The organism is Leucobacter chromiireducens (assembly GCF_051993095.1).
Taxonomy (GTDB): Bacteria; Actinomycetota; Actinomycetes; order Actinomycetales; family Microbacteriaceae; genus Leucobacter; species Leucobacter chromiireducens.
Genome location: NZ_CP197024.1, coordinates 3,106,929 through 3,127,638, shown reverse-complemented (window position 1 = coordinate 3,127,638; position 20,710 = coordinate 3,106,929). Strand labels below are relative to the sequence as shown.

The 20,710-nt window shown below is 69.6% G+C and carries 18 protein-coding genes; 13 read left to right on the top strand and 5 right to left on the bottom strand.

Translation table 11 applies throughout. The annotated features are described in order from the left end of the window. Positions 1–44: 44 nt before the first annotated feature. Entirely contained in the window at positions 45–584 is a 540-nt protein-coding gene (locus ACR81A_RS14170; protein WP_440312170.1) for a hypothetical protein, read from the bottom strand. 101 nt (positions 585–685) lie between these two features. Here ACR81A_RS14170 and ACR81A_RS14165 point away from each other — a divergent pair, with 101 nt between their 5' ends. Genes ACR81A_RS14165 through ACR81A_RS14145 form a run of 5 tightly spaced genes read left to right on the top strand, consistent with a single transcriptional unit; the run spans position 686 to position 4,836 of the window. Next, entirely contained in the window at positions 686–1,843 is a 1,158-nt protein-coding gene (locus ACR81A_RS14165) for a metal ABC transporter substrate-binding protein (protein ID WP_440312169.1), read from the top strand. Then, entirely contained in the window at positions 1,843–2,628 is a 786-nt protein-coding gene (locus ACR81A_RS14160) for a metal ABC transporter ATP-binding protein (RefSeq protein WP_202380541.1), read from the top strand. The genes ACR81A_RS14165 and ACR81A_RS14160 overlap by 1 nt, the downstream gene beginning before the upstream one ends. Further along, on the top strand, positions 2,628–3,563 hold the full coding sequence (locus tag ACR81A_RS14155; protein ID WP_202380542.1) for a metal ABC transporter permease: 936 nt from the start codon (positions 2,628–2,630) through the stop codon (positions 3,561–3,563). The genes ACR81A_RS14160 and ACR81A_RS14155 overlap by 1 nt, the downstream gene beginning before the upstream one ends. Further along, complete coding sequence (locus tag ACR81A_RS14150; protein WP_440312168.1) at positions 3,560–4,417, top strand: metal ABC transporter permease; 858 nt, start codon at positions 3,560–3,562, stop codon at positions 4,415–4,417. The genes ACR81A_RS14155 and ACR81A_RS14150 overlap by 4 nt, the downstream gene beginning before the upstream one ends. Before the next feature lie 20 nt (positions 4,418–4,437). Further along, positions 4,438–4,836, top strand: coding sequence for a Fur family transcriptional regulator (locus ACR81A_RS14145; RefSeq protein ID WP_202381469.1), 399 nt, complete (start codon positions 4,438–4,440; stop codon positions 4,834–4,836). 79 nt (positions 4,837–4,915) lie between these two features. Here the strand turns inward: ACR81A_RS14145 and ACR81A_RS14140 are convergent, their stop codons facing one another. Together ACR81A_RS14140 and ACR81A_RS14135 are read right to left on the bottom strand one after the other, a co-directional pair. Further along, positions 4,916–8,785 carry an efflux RND transporter permease subunit gene (locus ACR81A_RS14140; protein WP_440312167.1) on the bottom strand — a complete coding sequence of 1,290 codons (3,870 nt, stop codon included), beginning with the start codon at positions 8,783–8,785 and terminating at the stop codon, positions 4,916–4,918. 218 nt (positions 8,786–9,003) lie between these two features. Beyond that, complete coding sequence (locus tag ACR81A_RS14135) at positions 9,004–9,801, bottom strand: GDSL-type esterase/lipase family protein (protein WP_202380545.1); 798 nt, start codon at positions 9,799–9,801, stop codon at positions 9,004–9,006. 122 nt (positions 9,802–9,923) lie between these two features. Here ACR81A_RS14135 and ACR81A_RS14130 point away from each other — a divergent pair, with 122 nt between their 5' ends. The 6 genes from ACR81A_RS14130 to ACR81A_RS14105 all read left to right on the top strand — a co-directional run bounded on the left by ACR81A_RS14130 (position 9,924) and on the right by ACR81A_RS14105 (position 14,139). Further along, positions 9,924–10,553, top strand: coding sequence for a hypothetical protein (locus ACR81A_RS14130; protein ID WP_202380546.1), 630 nt, complete (start codon positions 9,924–9,926; stop codon positions 10,551–10,553). A gap of 225 nt (positions 10,554–10,778) precedes the next feature. After that, a complete protein-coding gene (rpmB, locus tag ACR81A_RS14125; protein ID WP_202380547.1) occupies positions 10,779–11,015 on the top strand; it encodes a 50S ribosomal protein L28 in 237 nt (78 codons plus the stop codon). Continuing rightward, positions 11,015–11,182 carry a 50S ribosomal protein L33 gene (gene rpmG / locus ACR81A_RS14120; protein WP_025134216.1) on the top strand — a complete coding sequence of 56 codons (168 nt, stop codon included), beginning with the start codon at positions 11,015–11,017 and terminating at the stop codon, positions 11,180–11,182. Before rpmB ends, rpmG begins: the two co-directional genes overlap by 1 nt. A 2-nt stretch (positions 11,183–11,184) precedes the next feature. Further along, positions 11,185–11,490, top strand: a complete 306-nt coding sequence (gene rpsN / locus ACR81A_RS14115; RefSeq protein ID WP_025134217.1) for a 30S ribosomal protein S14 — start codon at positions 11,185–11,187, stop codon at positions 11,488–11,490. Positions 11,491–11,716: 226 nt separating this feature from the next. Then, positions 11,717–11,995: an HU family DNA-binding protein gene (locus ACR81A_RS14110; protein WP_105805591.1), complete on the top strand. Its 279-nt coding sequence runs from the start codon at positions 11,717–11,719 to the stop codon at positions 11,993–11,995. A 149-nt stretch (positions 11,996–12,144) separates the two neighbouring features. Beyond that, the gene (locus tag ACR81A_RS14105) at positions 12,145–14,139 is read left to right on the top strand and encodes a cytochrome c oxidase assembly protein (RefSeq protein ID WP_440312166.1); all 1,995 of its coding nucleotides are present in this window, start codon (positions 12,145–12,147) and stop codon (positions 14,137–14,139) included. A gap of 58 nt (positions 14,140–14,197) precedes the next feature. On the opposite strand, the gene dcd is transcribed toward ACR81A_RS14105, so the two are convergent. Both dcd and ACR81A_RS14095 read right to left on the bottom strand, forming a co-directional pair. Continuing rightward, positions 14,198–14,803: a dCTP deaminase gene (gene dcd / locus ACR81A_RS14100; RefSeq protein ID WP_202380549.1), complete on the bottom strand. Its 606-nt coding sequence runs from the start codon at positions 14,801–14,803 to the stop codon at positions 14,198–14,200. Positions 14,804–14,813: 10 nt separating this feature from the next. Next, positions 14,814–15,509, bottom strand: a complete 696-nt coding sequence (locus ACR81A_RS14095; RefSeq protein ID WP_202381470.1) for a TetR/AcrR family transcriptional regulator — start codon at positions 15,507–15,509, stop codon at positions 14,814–14,816. Between the two features lie 165 nt (positions 15,510–15,674). Between ACR81A_RS14095 and ACR81A_RS14090 the strand changes: the two genes are divergently transcribed. Together ACR81A_RS14090 and ACR81A_RS14085 are read left to right on the top strand one after the other, a co-directional pair. Beyond that, positions 15,675–18,500 carry an MMPL family transporter gene (locus tag ACR81A_RS14090; protein ID WP_440312165.1) on the top strand — a complete coding sequence of 942 codons (2,826 nt, stop codon included), beginning with the start codon at positions 15,675–15,677 and terminating at the stop codon, positions 18,498–18,500. Further along, a complete protein-coding gene (locus ACR81A_RS14085; protein WP_440312164.1) occupies positions 18,497–20,707 on the top strand; it encodes a YhgE/Pip domain-containing protein in 2,211 nt (736 codons plus the stop codon). Before ACR81A_RS14090 ends, ACR81A_RS14085 begins: the two co-directional genes overlap by 4 nt. Positions 20,708–20,710: the final 3 nt, after the last annotated feature.

Genomic DNA, 20,710 nt, shown 5'->3' with positions numbered 1-20,710 from the left:
GGGGTTCGCGGGAGCGCGCTTCTTCCCTCGCGCGAGTGGCGCCGCTACGCCCCGGGAAGCGGCGCGATCACTGGCCTGGGGAGCCCGGGATGGCTGCCCAGGTAGGCGTCGAGCGCCTCCTCGCTGGGAAACGTGAGGAGCTCGTGCCGGAAGCCGTTCGCCGAGGTGGGGTCGGCGGCGGCCCACGTGTACAGGTGCGGCGCGGTGGGGCCGGCCCACGTGGCGCAGCCCACGCCGTGCGCGCTGGGCGTGGCGTCTGGTGCGGTGCACTGCACGCCCGTACCGTCGGCTGCCGTGATGCCGATCACCGTGCGGCCGGCCTGCGTCACCGCGGCGAAGAAGAAACCGTCCCCAGGGGTGCGCTCAAGCAGCGTGATCGACTCGGGGGTGACAGGATCGAACTCGGGCAGCGCGGCCCAGCCGGCCACGAGGGCACTCCGCGCAGGCTCCCACTCCGCGGCCGCGCGCGCAGAGGCTGAGAGGTTCGCCGGGAGGATGGTCGCGACAGCGACCACCGCCGCAATGCCCACGGTCGTGGCGAACGCGGTGGCGACGCGGCGTGGGGAGTAGGACGAAGCGGACATGTGCCCAGCTTAGGTGCGCCGTGGGTGGGTCGCCAGGCGCTGTTGCGAATGATTCTCATGAGGGGTTATAGTGATAGTCGTTCTCATTTAGAAAGATGCTCATGACGCTTCACTCCCGCGGCGCTCGCCGCGCACCCCAGCACCTCCTGCGCGCCGGCGCCGCGCTCGCCGCAGTCGCCGCGCTGACGCTTGCCGGTTGCTCCGCCGACCACGGTGGCGACGCGAGTGCGAACCCGGACGCGCTGCGTGTGGTGGCCACCACCACCCAGCTCACCGACTTTGCGCACGAGATCGGCGGGGAAGACATCGCGCTCACGGGTCTGCTCGCACCCGGCGGATCCGCGCATCACTTCGACCCGACGCCCGCAGACCTGCTCGCGCTCGGCCAGGCTGATGTGCTGATCGTCAACGGGGCCGGCCTCGAGACGTTCATCGACGACGCGATCGACGCCTCCGGCTTCTCAGGCGAGGTCGTCACCGCGAGCGACGGGATCGACATCGCGGAGGCCACGGCGATCACAGCGGAGGGCGAGGCCGAGGCCGCGGGCGCAGAGCCGACGGACCACGCTGACCACGACCATGCGACCGAAGATGCTGCCGCACACGACGAGCACGACGATCATGATCACGCCGATCACGATCACGCTGACGAGGCGCACGGCGATGATGAACATGACCACGATCACGGCGCCACGAACCCGCACCTGTGGACCTCGCCGCGCTACGCCGCACAGATGGCCGCGCACATCGGCACAGAGCTCGCGCGGATCGATCCCGAGCATGCAGCTGACTATCAGACCCGCAGCGCTGCGTATGGCGAACAGCTGAGCGCACTCGACGTGTGGGCCGCCGCCCAGTTCGCCGCCGTGCCCGCGCAGGATCGCGTGCTCGTCACCGGGCACGATTCGCTCCGCTACTACCTCCACGACTACAGCATCGCTTTCGCGGGCTCGATCCTGCCGAGCTTCGAGGACAATGCCGAGCCGAGCGCCGCTGATATCGACGCGCTTGTCGCTCGAATCACCGAACGCCACGTGCCGGCCATCTTCGTTGAGTCGTCAATGAGCCCGAAGCTGGCGCGCACGATTGCGAAGGAGGCGGGTGTCACCGTGGTCGACGCGGACTCCCTCTACGCCGACTCGCTCGGCGCGCCGGGGAGCGGCGCCGACACGTACGTCACCGCGACCATCCATAACACGCGCCTCATCCTGGAAGCGTGGGGAGCGAAGGTCGCCCCGCTTCCGAGTACGCTGCAGTGATGACCGCCGCGCTCACACTCGACCAGGCCGCGTTTGGGTACGCGGGCACCACCCGGGTAGAGGGACTCACGCTCGCGCTTCCCGAGGGCGCAGCCCTCGCGCTGATCGGGCCGAACGGCTCGGGGAAGTCGACGCTGCTCCGCGGCATTCTCGGGCTCGCTGAGCGCACCGCGGGCACCGTCCAGGTGCTCGGCACCGCGCCGGATCGCGCCCGCGCCCGCGTGGGTTCGCTGCCGCAGGCGGACACGCGAGACACCACGCTCCCCGTCACGCTTCGCCAGGTCGTCACGATGGGGCTGTACCGCTCGCGCGGGGCACTGCGCCCGATCGGCGCGACCGGCCGTGCGGCAGTGACCGCCGCGCTCACCCGCGTGGGGCTTGCAGAATTTGCCCACCGCCGCTTCGGTGAACTCTCCGGCGGACAGCAGCAGCGCGGCATCCTCGCGCGGGCGCTTGTCTCCGATCCGCAGCTCTTGCTGCTCGATGAGCCCTTCAACGGTCTCGACCGCGAAAACCGCGAGGTGTTGCTTGCGCTCGTGGCCGAGTTGCGCGCGGAGGGCCGCACCATCATCGTCTCGACGCATGACCTCGAGATCGCGCGCGAGGCCTGCTCGCACGTGTTGCTCCTCGCGAGCGGGCACGAGCCGAACCAGCCGGGTCACCCCGCGGGGTACGGGCCGCTCGCCGAGGCGCTCACGCTCGACGCGGTGCAGCACGCCTTCCACGACGCCACCGTTGAGCTCGATCACCACACGGTCACCACGACGCGGGAAACCGGGGAGTGATGGACGCTGTCCTGACCCAGGCCTTCCTCGCCCACAACCCCGTCGAGGTGTTCGCGCTGCCGTTCATGTGGCGCGCGCTCGTCACCGTGGTGATCCTCGCGGTCGCCGCGGGCATCGTGGGGCTCTTCATTAGCTTTCGCGAACTTGAGTTCGTGAGCGATGGGCTGGTGCACGCGGTCTTCCCGGGCCTCGTGATTGGCGCTGCGCTCGGCGGTACGGCGGGCGTGCTCCCGGGCGCCGTGGTGGCCGCGGTGCTCGCCGCTGTGCTGTTCACCGTGCTCGAGCACCGGGGCGGGGTGACCGCCGACGCTGCGATCGCAGTCGTGCTCACCGGCCTCTTCAGCCTCGGCATTGTGCTCGTCTCCCGGCAGGAGGGCTACGTCTCGCAGCTCCAGGAGCTGCTCTTTGGCCGACTCCTCACGGTGACCGAATCGCAGCTCTGGCAGATCCTGCTGGTCGCGCTCGCCGCGATCCTGGTGGTGCTGCTGACGTGGCGCGCACAGCTCTTCCGAGCGTTCGACGCAGCGGGCGCCGAGGCAGCTGGCTTCCGCCCGCTCGCCGCCGACATCGCGCTCGGCGTTGCCGTCGCACTGCTCGTGGTGGCGGGCGTGCAGGCGCTCGGCGTGCTCATGGTGCTCGCCCTCCTCATGATCCCAATGGCCACCGCCCGCCTCATCACACGCGGCTTCGCGCTGCTCATCCCGCTCGCGATCATCGTGCCGCTCGTCGCGGGCGTGGCTGGCCTGTGGCTGTCGTTCGAGTGGTCGGTCGGCGCGGGCGCGACGGTGTCGCCCGGCGCGCTCGTCGTGCTGCTGCTGGTCGCGGCCTACGGCGTCGCAGCGCTCGTGCGCTGGGCGCGGAGCCGGGCCGCAGCGGGCCGGATCCCGCTCGAGAAACAACAACCAGCAGATCGGGATCAGGGGGTGCGCGCATGAGCTACTTCGCCCTCGCCGCCCTTGAACTCACGCTCCTCGGCCTCCTCGCCGGCCTCGCCGGGTCGCTCATCGTGCTGCGCCGGCGCTCGTTCTTCGCGGTTGCGCTGAGCCACGCCACGTTCCCAGGCGGCGTCGTGTTCGCGATCGCGGGCTGGAACCTGCTGCTCGGGCAGGCGCTCTTCGCGCTCGTGCTCGTGCTGCTCATGACGCTGCTCGGCCGGCTGCCCGGACAGGGACGGCAGGTGACGAGCGGCGTGGTGCTGTCGTTCGGGTTCGCGCTCGGCACGCTGCTCACCAGCCTGAACCCCGGACTCGGCATTCCGGTTGAGGCGCTGCTGGTCGGCTCGCCGCTCAGTGTGTCGGTGGGCGACGTGATCGCCACCGCGGCCGTGCTCGTCGCGGTGGCCGCCGTGCTCGCGCTCACGGGCCGCCGGATTCTGTTCCACACCTTCGACCCCGTTGGCTTCACCGCGGCCGGGTTCCGCGCGTGGCCGATCGAGCTCGCCGTGACAGGCATCATCGCTGCGGCGGTTGTGGTGGCGATGCCCGCGGTGGGCGCCATTCTCGGTGTCGCCGTGCTCATCGGACCCGCCGCGGCAGCACGGGCGCTCACGGACCGGATTGGCTGGATCCCACCCCTCGCCGCACTCATCGGGGTTGCGGGCGGCTTGGCCGGCCTGTGGGTGTCCCGCGAGCTCGGCATTGCAGCGGGCGGTGCCGTGGGGCTCGCCATTACCGCGCTCTTCCTTGTCGCGGTGCTGGTGCGGAGCGTGCGCGCTGCGGCGGCCTCACGACGCGAGCGGGCCAAGCGAACCGACCACGCGGGCGAGAAGTTCGCTACGGTGGGGGCGTGACCGGAACGGAGGTGCGCGACATGCAGCCCAAGCGCAACACCTGGCAGCGCGAGGCGGTGCGGGCAACGCTCGCCGAAGCGCACGGTTTCGTGAGCGCGCAGCAGCTGCACCAGTCGCTGCGCGATTCGGGCTCGACGATCGGGCTCGCCACCGTCTACCGCAACCTCGCTGGGCTCGTGGAGACGGGCGAGGCCGACTCGCTGCAGTCGCCCGAGGGCGAGAACCTGTTCCGCTCCTGCGCCACGCAGGGGCACCACCACCACCTCATCTGCCGCAGCTGCGGTGACACCCGCGAGCTCTCGGCCACGGTGGTCGAGGAGTGGACGAAGCGGGTGGGCGCCGAGCACGGCTTCACCGAGATTGAGCACGTCGTCGACCTCTTTGGCCTCTGCGAGCGCTGCCGCGCCGCTGGGAAGTAGCGCGGAGACACCGCGGGGCGGGCAGGGAATCCCTGCCCGCCCCGCGGTCGTTCCCCCGGCGAGCGCCGGGGGCTGAGCCCTATTCGGTGGGTCCGGTGGGCTCGGTGAACTCCGTCGGCTCCTCCGGAGTGCGGCCTCGCTTCGCGGCGCGTTCGGCTCGGCGCGCGCTCTTCGCGTCACGCTTCGCCGCCTTTGCCTGGGCCCGCGCCTCGCGCTTGTCTGCGGCGAAGCTCTCCTGCGCCTCGCGCGCCTCGTCTGCCTCGCTCGCGATCGTTGCGGGGTCGATGCCCGCGAGCTTCGCCTCACGGCGGTCACGACGCACCTCACGCTTCGCGAGCTTCTTCTCGCGGCGGCGCTCCACCAGCGTGTAGAGGATCGGCACCAGGATCAGTGTGAGCAGCGTCGAGGAGACCAGTCCGCCGATCACCACAATGGCGAGCGGCTTCGAGATGAACACGCCGCCGCCCGTGAGGCCGAGCGACATCGGGATCAGCGCAAAGATCGTCGCCGCGGCCGTCATGAGGATCGGGCGCAGGCGGAGGCGCGTCCCGTGCTCCACGGCCTCGTCGAGGCTCGCGCCGGCCTCACGGAGTCGGTTCACGAGGTCCATGAGCACGATTGCGTTCGTCACCACGATGCCGATCAGCATCAGCAGACCGATGAGCGCGGGGAGGCCGAGCGGAGTGCCCGTGATGAGCAGCCCGAGGATCGCGCCGGTCGCCGCGAACGGGATCGACACGAGCAGCACGAACGGTCCGCGGAAGCTGCGGAACGTGGCCACCATGACGAGCAGCACGAGCATGATCGCGCCGAGCATCGCGGCACCCAGCTGCGTGAAGGCCTCATCCTGCTCGGCGCTCACGCCACCGAGTTCGAAGCTCACGCCCGCGGGCAGCTCAGTCTTCGCAATCGCGCGGTCGATCGCCGCGGTGGCCGCGTCGAGCTGCCCCTTCTTCGGGTCGACCGTCAGGGTGACCTGGCGCTCGCCGTCGGCACGGGTGATCACGGGTGCCGTGAGCTCCTCGGTCACCGTTGCGATCGCGCTGAGCGGCAGCGACGTGCCGGTGACCTCGGTCGCGGCCTTCTGTTCGGCCTCGGCGGCCTGCTGCTCGGCGAGCTGCGTGGCCGCCTGCTCGCGGGCCTCGCGAAGGCTGACGAGCTGCTGGTCCATGCCCTCGATGCCGCTCTGTGCACCGGCGATCGCGCCCTGGATGGCGGCCAGCTGCTCCGCGCGCTCCTGCTGGGCGCGCACGGCGGCGTCCTCTCCCGGGGTGCGGGGCTTCTCGGGCACGATGGGCGCGGCGGAGAGCTGCGCGAGCTGCGTGTTCAGCTCACCCAGCTGCGCAACGAGCTCGCCGCGCTGGGCTGCAGCCTCATTGATCTGGGTGGTGAGCTCGGCATCCGCCTTGAGTCGCGCATCCTCGGCCTCGGCCTCGGCCTTCTCCTGCAGCGCATCAGCCGCGGCCTTCTGCGCCTGCGCGGTCTGCTGGGGCGTGACGGGCAGCTTGATCTCGCCGACCTTCTCTGCAGTGCGCTCAGCCCCCGGGGTGCGCACGACGATGTCGCGCTCGCGCCCCTCGAGCATGATCTGGCCAACGCGCTGGCCCTCCAGCGCCTCCTGCACGGCACGTGCCACCGATGCGGGATCGAAGCCCAGCTGTGCGGCCTTCGCCTCGTCGAGCGCGACGCGCACGATTGGCTGCTCGCCCGCGAGCTCGCTGCGCACGGACTGCACGCCGCGCTCGCCCGAAAGCTGCTTCTCCAGCAGATCGCTGGCCGCGCGGAGCGCCGCCGGGTCGTTGCCGCGGATCTGCAGGGCAATGCCGGAGCCGCCGGAGCCACCCACGAACGCGTCCTGGGTGAGCACCTGCACCTCGCCCACGTCCGCGAGCTTCTCCATGGCCGCCTGCGCGGCGTCGCTCACCGCCTGTGCGTCTGCACCGTCCGCGAGCTGCACGTCGTAGGAGATCGTTGCGGGGCCATTCGCCTGGCCCACCGGGATCGACGTCATGACATCGCGCACACCGTCGAGCTTGCCGAGGGCCTGCTCGACGGGCTCGGCTGCGGCGACGAGATCGCCATCCTCCGAGGTTGGCGGGGTCTGGACGAGCTGGAGGCTCTCGTTGCCCGAGGAACCGAGGAAGTCGGTGGGGATCATCGTGCTCATCGCGAGCGTGCCCACCAGGATGAGGCTCGAGGCAACGAGCGTGATCGCCGGGTGGCGGCGGGTGGCGCCGAGCGCGGGCATGATCGCGCGCTGCAGCCGATCCGGCGCGGTGTGAATCTCGTCAAGATCGGAGGCGTGCCCGTCGACCGCGTCAGCGCGCACACCGGTCTGCCCCTGCGCCGCGTGCACGGTTGCGGGAAGCGCGGTGGTCGGGGCCTCGCTTGCCGGCAGCTCCGGGAGCTCTGGCAGCACGGCGGTGTCGTCGGCAGGCGTTCCAGCCACAGACTCGACCGACGCTGCTGCCTTCGCGGCCCGCCGCTCCTTGCCACGCATGAACCAGAAGGCGAGCACGGGCACGATGGTGAGCGCTACGAAGAGCGACGCGAGCAGTGCAATTGTCACCGTGATGGCGAAGGGGCGGAACAGCTGGCCCGCCATGCCCGAGACGAACGCGATGGGCAGGAAGACCGCCACTGTGGTGAGCGTCGACGCCGTGATGGCGCCCGCAACCTGCTTCACCGAGGCCACTACGCCCTCGATGGTCAGCTGGCCCGAGCCGCGCCGACGCGAAATGTTCTCGATCACCACGATCGAGTCGTCGACCACACGCCCGATCGCAATGGTGAGCGCACCCAGGGTGAGGATGTTCAGGGTGTTGCCGCTCCACCACAGCCCAATGAGGGTGATGAGCAGCGAGAGCGGGATCGAGACCGCGGCGATCAGCGTCGAGCGCCACGAGCCGAGGAACGCGAGGATGACGAGCACGGCGAAGAGCAGGCCGAGCCCACCCTCAACCGAAAGGTCGTGGATCGACTGCTCGATGAAGGGAGCCTGGTCGAAGATGGTCACGAACTCGGCGTGCAGGCCCGGGGCCAGCCGCTCGAGCTCAGCGTTCACGCCGTGCGAGATCTCCACAACGTTCGCGCCCTGACCCGGGGAGACCTGCAGGGTGAGCGCTGGCTTGCCGTTGACGCGCGAGATCGTATCTGCGGGCAGCGTCTCGGTCTTCACATCGGCGAAGTCGGAGATCTTCACCACGCGGTCCTCGGCCTGGATGGGGAGGGCTGCGATCTCGTCCACCGTCGTGAGCGCGGAGCCCACCGTCACCGAGAGCGGGCCCTCGGGGGACTCAGCCTGGCCGGCGGGCAGCGCGGCGCCGTGCGCCTCGAGCGTGGGGGCGATCGAGGCGGGGTCCACCTTCAGGCGCGCAACGTCGGCGGCGCGCAGATCGATCATGATCCGCTGCTCCTCGCGGCCGGAGAGCGTCACCTTCTGCACCCCGTCGACGCCCTGCAGCGCCGGCACCACGGTCTGCGCGAGCGCGTCGCCGAACTTCGCGGGATCCTGATCCGATCCTGCGCTCAGCATCATGGCCGGCATGTCATCGGCGCCCCCGGAGAACACGGTGACCTCGGTTCCCTGCGGGAACGCCGGCTTCATTGCGTCCGCTGCGGCGCGGATCTTCGCGAGAGTCTCGTCATCACTGCCAAACGGCCACTCGACCATGATGTCTGCGGAACCGCTCGACGTGGTTGAGGACACCTTCGTCACCCCGGGCACCGCACTCAGCGCCTGCTCGGTCGGTTCAGTGACCGTTCGCGACAGCTCCTCTGGCGCGAGGCCGGGGGACTGCACGGAGACGAACGCCATCGGCACCTGCATCGAGGGCATGAGCTCTTGTTTGAGCGCGCCCATCGAGAAGATGCCGAGCACCGCAACCGCGAGGGTCGCGAGGCCGACGATCAGCCGGTTTCTGAGGCTGGTGCGGGTGAGGAAGGACATGTGGCCTTTCGGGGTGCGGCCTCAGCGCGGCGGATACCGCACGCTTCGGCCGCACGTGGGGCCGAGCTCGGCCGCACGAGGCAGGACAGAACGGTCGAGAATTCCACTCTTTCGGAAGTGGTGTCCACCGCGCATCGTCCCCTGGTACGACACAGGTCATCCCTGGGGATGAGTTCGCGCCCGTCCCGGTGCTCCCATCGCGCCCGCTGGCGCGATCCCTACGCGGCGCGTGAGGTGTCGCTGCGCGGGTGCACCCACACCCAGTCGCCGTACTTCGCGAAGCGGCCATCGCCGCTCGAGCGCCCCGTGAGTCGGCGCTGAATCCAGGGCACCACGTGTTCACGGGTGTAGCGCAGCTGATCCCGCGTTGAGGGTGCGCCCACTGGGGCGGCGTCGATCACCCAGTCGGCCGGTGGCTGCGTGTCGAGCGCGCGCAGCACGTTGGCCGCGACCCGGTGGTGGCCCACCGGCGCGAGGTGCAGCCGGTCGTGCGACCAGTACTGGCGTCCCGTGAGTTCGGCGTCGTTCCAGTTGTCCGCAAAGCGGATCCCGAGCTGCTTCGCGATCGCGCCGGCGGCCGCGGTGAGTTCGTTCCCCTTCGTGCGGACGCGCCCGCCGCCGGGCAGGCCTCCCGTTGGGTTCGCCCCGGCCAGCAGGAGTGGCTCGATGCCCGCGTCTTGGATGCGGCGCAGCGCGGTCTCCGTCTCCTGCGCAATCCACGCGAGGTCCGTGCCGGGGCGCAGCATATCGTTGCCGCCGCCGTTGAAGCTCACGAGCGTGGGGCGCAGCGCGATCGCGGGATCGAGTTGCTCGGCGATGATGGGGCCGAGCAGGCGGCCGCGGATCGCAAGGTTCGCGTACTGCACCGGCTGCCCACTCGCGTCGGCGAGCCCCTGTGCCACGAGATCGGCCCAGCCTCGCACCGAACCGTCGGGCTGTTCGTCGCCGACGCCCTCGGTGAAGCTGTCGCCGATCGCGACGTAGCGGATCGCTGCCTGCTGCTCGTGCTCGTTCACGCTGTCAGCCTACGCCCGCGCGGAACCGGGTGGGGCCCTGTCGGGGCAGAACTGGTGGTGACGTGCAGCGGAAGCAGTGGTGCACACACCGGAACCCGGGGGAGGCGTGCGAGGATGGGGCGATGGAGTGGTCGGGGCAACGTGTGTTTGGGGCGGGCGCGGGAGCGCTGCTCGGCGTCATGCTGGGTCTCATCCTGCTCTCCGCCTCCCGCGGCACACCGCTCGCGATCATTATTGCGGGGCTCGTCCTCGTGGTGCTCGTGGTGAACCTGATCGTGTCCGAGCGCATGGTCAGCCGGGTCATCACGCTCGCAGCGCAGCGCACGCAGCTCATCGCAACGGGGTACGCCCCCGGCGAGCCCGCACCGGCACGCGTGCACCGCGTGTTTGGCCGCGCCGCGGGCGAGGTCGCAACGATGGTGTGGCCGGGTGCGCAAGAGCCCGCGCGTCTCGCGATTCTGCACGTGCTGCCACAGAACGCGCCGCCGCGGAGCGTGTACGCGCTCCTGCCGATGCGCTACGGCATCGAAAAGGGTGCCGCTGCCGCGGTGGTGCTTGATCCCGCGTACCCGGACATCGCGATCCTTGACGACCGCGTGCCCCTCGACACGCTGCGCGCGATCGCGGCTGATGGGCGCTGGGCGACCGTGCGGGTGCCGTCGATGTTCGTGCGCCAGGGCGGCCCGGCAACGGTAGTCGCGTGCGTTGCCGGCCTCCTCGGTGTGCTGCTGTTCGGCCTCGTCTTCGGTTAGCCCCACGCGCTCGCGGTGGCGGCGTGCCCAATCGTGCCGACACGCCCGGCTTGCGTCGGGTCGCTCGGTCGCGTAAGCTTTCCCCTTGGCTGTGCGCCGTCCCAGTGCATAGACCGCGCGGGTGTCCTCGCCCGTGCTCGACTCAGGTTGAGCGCGAGAGGCGGCCCGTGCAGACAAGAAATCTTGGGTGAGGCCGTCCGGTCTCACGGTATGAGAGGAAACATCATGGCAGCAGTGTGCCAGGTGACCGGAGCCGTTCCCGGCTTTGGACACAACATTTCGCACTCGCACCGTCGCACCAAGCGTCGGTTCGATCCGAACATCCAGAAGAAGACCTACTTCGTGCCCTCACTCGGCCGCAAGGTGACGCTCACCCTGTCGGTCAAGGGCATCAAGGTGATCGATGCTCGTGGCATCGAGTCCGTCGTTGCTGATCTGCAGAAGCGTGGGGTGAAGCTCTAATGGCTAAGGATAAGGACGTACGTCCGATCATCAAGCTCCGTTCGACGGCAGGCACCGGGTTCACGTACGTGACGAAGAAGAACCGCCGCAACACCCCCGACCGCCTCGTGCTCAAGAAGTACGACCCGGTGGTTCGCAAGCACGTTGATTTCCGAGAGGAGCGCTAAGCATGGCTAAGAAGAGCATGATCGCCAAGAACAAGCAGCGTCAGGCCATCGTCGCGCGCTACGCCGAGAAGCGTCTCGAGCTGAAGAAGGCCCTCGTGGACCCGAACGGCACCGACGAGAGCCGCGAGGCCGCTCGCGTGGGCCTGCAGAAGCTTCCCCGCAACGCTTCGCCCGTTCGCGTGCGCAGCCGCGACGTCATCGACGGCCGTCCCCGTGGCGTCCTCACGAAGTACGGTGTTTCCCGTGTTCGCTTCCGCGACATGGCGCACCGTGGCGAGCTGCCCGGCATCACCAAGTCGAGCTGGTAAGCCAGTACCGCAACACTGAAGCGGGCGTGGATCCTCAGGGATCTACGCCCGCTTTTGTATGTGAATCGACACGCCAGACTGAAAAAACCCTGCCCAGATCCGCGGAAACCCGCCGATCTGGGGTAGATTCGTAGCGATCAACCGATCGGACCCTCCAAATCGGTGGGACACCTGAACCAGATCAGGGGCTCGGCCACTTGGTGTCGTCGCCCTGGAAGGACACAACATGGCACTCAACAAGACCGAGCTTGTCGCAAAGATCGCCGCTGAGACCGGCCAGAGCCAGGCCGCCGTTTCCAGCGTGATCGACGGGCTGTTCGCCGCTGTCTCCGAGACCGTTGCCGGTGGCGACAAGGTTTCGATCCCCGGCTGGATCTCGTTCGAGACCGCGACCACCGCTGCACGCACCGGCCGCAACCCCCGCACGGGCGAGACCATCGACATCCCCGCTGGCAAGCGCGTCAAGGTGTCGGTCGGCTCGAAGCTGAAGGCTGCCGTGAAGTAACTCAGGCTTCCTGGAAAACGCCCCCGCCGAAATTCGGCGGGGGCGTTTTCGTGTATGCCGCCGGAAAACGAGGAGGGTGCGGACGCTTCCGGATCCCACGCTGCCCGCCACTGACCCGGCTCACATCAGCGAGCACGTAGGCTAGAAGCGTGCCTCGGTATATGCGTGTCCTCGCCCCTGCCATCCTGCTCGCGGCGACCCTCGCGGCCCTGCTGGTGGGTCTCGCGATCGGTGGGGCCGCTGCAGAGCGGACGCTCGCCGACCCGGGTACCTTCATCCGCTTCGCAGTGCCGACGGCGCGCACCATCGTCAACGTCGCAATGGCGGGGCTCATCGGTTCGGTGGTGATGGCCGTGTGGGCGCTCGCGAGCGAAAAGCCTGAGACGCGCGTCGCGCTTGATCTCGCTGCGGGCTCCGCGGCCGTGCTGACGGTCGCGAGCGCGGCGACCCTCATCTTCACGTACGTCGACCTCTCGGGGCTGCCCTTCTCCGGCGACTCGACCTTTGGCGCGGGCCTCGCGCAGTTTGTCACCGAGATTGAGCTTGGCCAGCTGTGGCTCATTGAGCTCCTCCTCGCCGCGGCGACCACCGTGCTGGCCTTCGCGATCCGCGGGCGCCGGCTCACGCTGCTCGTGCTCGTCGCGGCCCTCGTCACCGCGCTGCCACTCGCGCAGCAGGGGCACGCTGCAGGCGCGTCCGGCCACGCGCAGGCCGTCAACTCGCTCCTCGTGCACCTCGTCGGCGCGGCGGTCTGGCTGGGCGGTTTGCTCACGCTCATCTTCGTGGCGTTCGTGGTCGACCGGAAGCGGCTCGCGCTGCTCACCTCGCGCTACTCCACGCTTGCGCTGTTCGCCTTCATCGGGGTGTCTGCCTCCGGCGTCGTGAGCGCGTGGCTGCGCGTCGGCACGCTCGATGCGCTCTTCGGCACGGGCTACGGCAAGCTCGTCATCCTGAAGACGGTGTCGCTCGTTGGCCTCGGCATCTTCGGTGCGATCCATCGCAGCTGGCTGATCCCGCGCATCGCGAGTTCGGATCGTGGCCGTGGCGTGTTCGCCTGGTTCGTGATCGCGGAGCTCGCCGTGATGGGCGTGGCGAGCGGTGTGGCGGGTGCGCTCGGCCGTACCGCGACCCCCGTGTCGTTCGAGCCGGCCCGCGACGGCGGCAGCAAGGTGAGCCCGGCCGAGTGGCTCACGGGCGATCCGCTGCCCCCGGAGCTCACGCCCGTGAGCTACCTCACCGAGTGGAAGTTCGATCTTGCGTGGGCGCTCGTGTGCGTCTTCGGGCTCGCGCTGTACTTGGCCGGCGTGATCCGGCTGGCTCGCCGTGGTGACCGCTGGCCCATCGGCCGCACGATCCCGTGGATTCTCGGCATCGCGTTCCTCTTCTACACGACGAACGGCGCGCTCAACGCCTACGAGCAGTACCTGTTCTCCACGCACATGCTGGGCCACATGGCGCTCACCATGCTGATCCCGCTGCTGCTTGTGCTCGGTGCGCCGGTGACGCTTGCGCTGCGGGCCACGGAGAAGCGCCACGACGGCTCATGGGGCGGCCGTGAGTGGATCATGTGGGCCGTGCAGACGCCCTACTCGAAGTTCATCACGCACCCGGCGGTTGCCGCAGTCGTCTTTGCTGGTTCGCTGTGGGTGTTCTACTTCACACCGATCGCGCGCTGGGCGGCGTCCGAGCACTTGGGTCACCAGTGGATGATCATTCACTTCCTGATCTCGGGCTACCTCTTCAGCCTGTCCATGATCGGGATCGACCCCGTGCCGTACCGCTTCCCGTACCCGTTGCGCCTCGTCACGCTCTTTGCCACCATGGCGTCGCACGCGTTCTTCGGCGTGACGATCATGACGGGCGACGCGCTCATGCTCGCCGACTGGTACGGCGCCATGGGCCGCACGTGGGGTGCGACCCCGCTCGAGGATCAATCAACGGGCGGCGGCATCGCCTGGGGCATCGGTGAGCTGCCGACGCTCGCGCTCGCCCTCGTGGTGGCGGTGCAGTGGTCGCGCAGCGACGACAAGGAGCAGAAGCGCAAGGACCGTGCGGCGGATCGCTCGGGCGACGCCGAGCTCGTGGCGTACAACGAGATGCTCGCGGCCCAGGCGAAGCGCGACGGCAAGATCGCCCAGCGCTAGAGCCGACGCGGCGTTCGGCCGTGGCACGGTCTGTGCTGCGGCCGAACGCGTCCAGCGGCTACGCGCCGGGGGCGCCCGCCTCGGTGCCGGTCACGTCCGCGCGGTGGAAGTTCATGTGCGAGCGCGATGCCGTCGGTCCGCGCTGCCCGAGGTAGCGCGAGTAGGTCGCGCCAGCGCCGTACGGGCGATCTGAGGGCGAGGTCAGCCGGAAGAAGCAGAGCTGTCCGATCTTCATGCCTGGCCAGAGGCGGATCGGCAGCGTCGCGACGTTCGACAGCTCGAGCGTCACGTGCCCTTCGAAGCCGGGGTCGATGAAGCCGGCAGTCGAGTGCGTGAGCAGGCCGAGGCGACCGAGCGAGCTCTTCCCCTCGAGGCGCGCAGCGACGTCATCGGGGAGGCCCACCTGCTCATACGTCGAACCGAGCACGAACTCGCCGGGGTGAAGAATGAAGCCCTCTTCGGGATCCACCTCGATGAGGCGGGTCAGCTCGGGCTGCTCCTCGGCGGGGTCGATTACCGCGTACTTGTGGTTATCGAACAGGCGGAAGTAGCGGTCGAGGCGCACATCCACACTCGACGGCTGCACCATCGAGGCTTCGCTGGGGGACAGCTGGATCCGGCCAGATGCGAGTTCGGCATTGATGTCGTGGTCAGAGAGCAGCACGCCCTCTATCCTAGGCGAGCTCGGCGCCCTCGGGAATCTCTTCGGTCAGGGCGAAGAGCAGCTCGGCCAGCCGATCGCCCAGTTCGTCGAGCGCACTCGATTGGGTGTGGGCCGTTCCGGCGAGGGCCGCCGCGCGGAGCGCCTGCTCGTACACGCCGCTCAGCACCGGCATCGCCCGCTCAACCGGGATCACGAAGCGCCTGCCCGCAGCGGCGAGCACGCGCTCGACCACGCCGGAGATGTTCGCGTAGAAGCCGTCCATGAAATCGTGATGCCCGGGGGCGAGTGAGGGATCCCGCATTGCGAGGAGCAGGAACTCGGCCTCCAGCACGAACCACGCCGTCGCGTCCTCTGACGGGGAGAAGAACTGCACGATGTAGCCCGCAGCCTCCGTCGGGGATACGCAGCCGCTGCGCTCCCGAAGCGTGGGGGCAAGTTCGTGCGCCTTCTCCGCGAGGTCTTCGGCGCGGCGATCGAACTCGCGGGCGAGGAGCTCGAGAAACAACTGCTCCTTGCTCTCGAAGTTTGAGTAGAACGCGCCGCGCGTGAAGCCGGCGCGCGCGCAGATCGACTCGACCGCGGCGCCCTGCAGGCCCTCCTCGGCGAACACTTCGATGGCGGCATCGAGCAGGCGAGTGCGCGTCTCTTGCCGCCGGGCGCTCGGCGGCGCATCGGCGTGAACCGCGGCGAGGGCGCCGGTGGGCATACCCGGTTCACGGACGGTGGCGTCCGCAGCGCGCTCGGGTGAAGGAATCATGGCCCCATTTTCTCACGTTCAGCCTGCTCGGAGCAGGCCTCGATACATTAGTGTATCGAAACGGATGCACTCGTGTATCGAACCCGTTAGCGACCGGAAGGCCCTTTCCCTCTCATGTCGACCCTCCTGTACGCGATCGGCCGCTGGGCCATTCGCGCACGCAAGCTTGTGCTCATCCTGTGGATCGCTGTTCTCGCGCTGCTCGGCGCGGGCGCCGTGGTCTTCGGTCAGGGCGCCAATGCACCGATTACGATCCCGGGCACCGAATCGCAGGAGGCGATCACCTCGCTGGGGCGCACGTTCCCCGAGGTGAGCGGCACAAGCGCAACGATCATCGTGGTCGCGGCCGATGGCGAAAGCGTCGAGGACGCACCGTACCGCGACATCATCACGGACGCCGCAGCGCAGCTGGAGGACGTGCCCGACGTGATCACGGTGCAGACGCCGTTCAGCGAGCAGGCGAGCGGAGGCCTTGCGGACGATGGCAGCGCCGCGCTGCTCACCATCCAGCTCGACGCCACGTCCGGAAGCATCCCGGACGCGACGGTGACGGGCATCGAGGATGCAACCGCCGACATTCGCGCGGCGCTCCCCGCGGGCGGCGAGACCTCGTACGGTGGCGACGCCTTCTCCGCCGCGATCCCGGGCATCTCGCCCACGGAAGCGGTCGGCGTGGTGATCGCGTTCGTCGTGCTGATCCTCACGCTCGGCTCGCTCATCGCCGCCGGCATGCCGCTGCTCATCGCGATCATCGGCGTGGGCGTCTCGATCGCTGGCCTCTTCTTCGTGACGGCGTTTGTTGACCTCACCTCGACGACACCGATGCTGGCGCTGATGCTCGGCCTTGCCGTCGGCATTGACTACACGCTCTTCATTGTCAGTCGGCACCAGGAGCAGCTGCGCGCTGGTGTGCCTGTCGAGGAGTCGATCGCGCGCGCCACGGCGACCTCAGGCTCCGCGGTGGTGTTCGCCGGCCTCACCGTGATCATCGCGCTCGTCGGCCTTTCGGTCGCGGGCATCCCGTTCCTCACCGCGCTCGGCGTTGCCGCTGCCGCGGCGGTCGCGGTCGCGGTGCTCATCGCGGTGACCCTCACCCCGGCAATCATGGCCATGGCCGGCATGAAGATCCTGCCGAAGCGCCACCGCCGCGCACTTGAGGCCAGCGGAGACTTGGATGCCGCTGGCGATTCCGTGGACACCAGCGTGGGATCCGCGAGCGCGCCGAACGGCACGCAGCCGTCCCGCGCCGACCGCTTCTTTGCGGGCTGGGTGCGCACGGTCACGCGCAAGCCGATCGTCACGATCCTCGGTGTGCTCGTGCTCCTCGGCCTCGCCGCGGTGCCCGCCCTGCAGCTGCGTCTTGCGCTGCCGAACGCGACCTCGCTCGCCGTGGACGACCCCGCGCGCGTCACGTACGAGCTCACCGGCGAGCACTTCGGCGAGGGCGCGAACGGCCCGCTGTTGCTCACCGGTTCCATCATCTCGAGCACCGATCCGCTCGGGCTCATGGAGGACCTCGCCGATGAGGTGCGGGCGGTGCCCGGGGTTGCCGAGGTTCCCCTGTCGACGCCGAACCGCGGGGCCGACACCGGCATCATCCAGGTGGTGCCCGAGGAGGGGCCGCACGCTGCGAGCACCGCAGACCTCGTGCACGAACTCCGTGAGCACCACGATGAGTGGCAAGAGAAGTACGGCGTGAGCCTCGCAGTCACCGGCTTTACCGCGGTGGGGATCGACGTGTCCGAAATGCTGATGCACGCGCTCGTGCCCTTCGGCATCCTGGTCGTCGGCCTCTCGCTGATCCTGCTCGCCATGGTGTTCCGCTCCGTCTGGGTGCCCATCAAAGCGACGCTCGGGTACCTCCTCTCCGTCGGCGTGGCCTTCGGAGCGGTGGTCGCGGTGTTCCAGCTCGGTTGGTTCGCAGACCTGCTGCACGTGCCATCGACCGGGCCCGTGCTCAGCTTCATGCCGATCATCCTCATGGGCGTGCTCTTCGGCTTGGCCATGGACTACGAAGTGTTCCTCGTGGCCCGCATCCGCGAGGAGTACGTGCACGGCGCCGATGCCCAGACCGCGATTCAGCGCGGCTTCGTCGGCAGCGCGAAGGTGGTCACGGCCGCCGCGCTCATCATGTTCGCGGTGTTCGCCGCGTTCGTGCCAGAGGGCGATCCGAGCATCAAGGTCATTGCGCTCGGCCTCGCCGTCGGCGTCTTCGTTGACGCGTTCGTCGTGCGGATGACCCTCGTGCCCGCCGTACTCGCGCTGCTCGGCGATCGGGCCTGGCAGATGCCGCGCTGGCTCGCGAAGGTGCTTCCGTCGTTCGACGTGGAGGGCGAGGGCCTCGCCCGCGAGCTCGCGCACGCGGAGTGGCCCGCCGACCGACCCGACGCGGTGATCGCGACTGAGCGCGCGCACATTGGTTCGGGGCCGGCGATCCCGGATCTGCGGATCGGCGCGGGCGATGTGCTGCTGCTCGACCCGCGTGACCCGGTGAGCCTGCCGCTTGCCACGGCGCTCGTCGGCCGCGCGCCCGTCGTGCACGGCACCGCCAAGGTCACCGGACTCCTGCTGCCCGAGCGGGCGAGCTCCCTGCGTGCCCGCTCGGGCTGGGCGACGCCCGAGACTCTCCGGGAGGCGCTGCGCGACCGCCCGGCACTGCTGCTGCTGGACCTGCGCGGTGCAGCGGAGGGCCCGATCCCACTCGAGACAGTTGATGCGATGCGCTCCGGCCTCGCAGCCCGCGCCGCTGAGGCGAGCCGCGACCAGATTGGTGAGCTTGCGCTCGTGGTGCTCGGTGAGCGCGACATTGCGGAGCGGGTGCTTCCGCAGGGGATCCGCCTGCTGCGGCCCGCCGATGCGGGGCCCGCGCCCACACCACCCGCTGGGGCTGAGCCGGCCCTCACCCCCACCACCCCGATCTTCGAAGGAGGCGCACGATGAGCGCCGCACTCGCTCGGCTCTCCGGGCGCAAGCCCGTTCGCTGGACCACCCTGCTCGGGCTGATCCTCGTGCCGCTCACCGTGGCCGGCGTGCTGCTGTGGGGGCTCTGGAACCCCACCGAGCGGCTCGACTCGGTGACCGCCGCGGTGGTCAACCAAGATGAGCCCGTTGAGGTTGATGGGCAGCTCGTGCCGCTTGGGCGGCTTCTCGCGGGCGAGCTCATCGACGCGGGTGGCGGGGCCGGGGCTGCCGAGCAGACGGACGCCGCGAAGGACGACACCGTCGACCCGGCGAAGAACTTCACCTGGGTGCTCACCGACGAGGAGGACGCCGACGCAGGCTTGAAGGAGGGCCGCTACACGACCGTTGTGACGATCCCGAAGAACTTCTCCGCCGCCGCAACCTCGATGTCGGGGGACCCGGACGATGCAGAGACCGCGACGATCGACATTCGCGAGAGTGAGCGGGGCCGACTCATCGACACGGCGCTCTCGCAGGCGGTCACGCAGACCGCGACGGGGCTGCTCAACCGGCAGCTCGGCGAGCAGTTCGTTGGCGGCGTGTTCGTGGGCATGAACGAGCTGCACAGCGGCATTGGGGGCGCGGCCGACGGGGCGACGAAGCTCGCCGACGGCGGCAAGCAGCTCTCCAGCGGGGCGAAGGAGCTGGCCGACGGTACGCAGCAGCTCTCGGACGGGACGCAGCAGCTCTCGAGCGGTGCACAGCAGCTCGCGGGTGGCGCTGGCGAGCTCGCCGGCGGTGCGGGCCAGCTCGCGGGCGGCGTCTCTGAGCTGGCATCCGGCGCGGGCGCTCTCGCGGGCGGTGCGAACGATCTGGCCGGTGGCAGCGGGCAGCTTGCTGCAGGGCTTCGGGCGTTTGCGAGCGGCTCTGGGCCTGACAACCCGGGCCTGGCGGGCTACGCCGCCGGGGTGCAGGACTACGCGGCGGGCGCCGACAAGCTCTCGGCCGGGGTCGCCGGGTACACGGGCGGGATCAACGAGATCTTGGGCGAGGTGGTCGCTGGCGGTGGTCAGGTGCAGGCAATGCTCACGCAGTTGCAGGCAGACATTGAAAACGGCGTGATCCCGATCCCGGATCCCGCTCTAAAGCAGCAGGCGCTTGATGCGATCGCGCAGGTCTCTGGGCAGATGAGTGCTGCGGGCGAGAAGATCGGTGCGCTCCAGAGCGCCGGACAAGACCTCGCGGCTGGCGCGCAGGCCTCCGCCGCAGGAGCTGCCGAACTCGCAAGCGGGGCAAACGACCTCTCCGCGGGAGCGAATGACCTGGCGAGCGGCGCAGAGTCGCTCGCGGGAGGCGCCGCGCAGCTGTCTGCGGGCGTGAACGGGGTGGCCTCGGGTGCGAACGCGCTCTCCGACGGCGCGTCTGCGTTGGCCGGCGGCGCTTCGGAGCTCGCCGGTGGGGCGAGCGGCCTTGCCTCGGGCACCGCCGAGCTTGCGGCGGGCACCCCCGCGCTTGCCGACGGCGCTGAGAAGCTGGCCGACGGTGCTGGTCAGTCAGCCAAGGGCACCGCGGACCTCGCGAAGGGGCTCGGGCAGGCCGCGAGCGGAATCCCGAACTACACGGAGTCGCAGCGCGACAAGCTCGCCGAGACCGCGCTCGCGCCCGTGAAGGCGGAGGGTGGCAGCGATGAGCTGTTCAACGCGTCCGGTGTGCCGCTCTTCGCGGGCATCGCCCTTTGGGCCGGCGCACTCGCCTCGTTCCTCGTGCTCGCGCCGCTGTGGCGCCGCACGCGTGAGGCTGCCCGCGGCGTCGGATTCATCACGCTGCGGAGTGCGCTGCCCGCGCTCGGCCTGGGGGCCGCGCAGGGCGCAATCGCCGGTGTGATCCTGCCTATTGCGCTGGGCTACGGTTTCGCGCAGGGAGTCGGGTTCTTCGGGCTCGCGCTGCTCGCCGGGATCGCGTTCGCGCTCCTCGTGCAGGGCCTCTCGGCGCTTCTCGGCGGCTTCGGGCGTTTCATTGCCTTCGTGCTGCTCGTCGTGGCATTCGCGGTGGGGATCGTCTCGACTGTGCCCGCGCCGCTCGCCGCGGTGGGGGATCTCGGTCCGATTGGTGCGGCGCTGGGCGGCTTCCAGGCAATTGCGACGGGCGCCTCGGGTGCGGGCGGCGCAGCCGCGATCCTGATCCTCTGGGCCCTCGCGGGCCTCGCGCTCACCGCATTTGCAGTGGGGAAGCAGCGCAAGGCGTAGGCT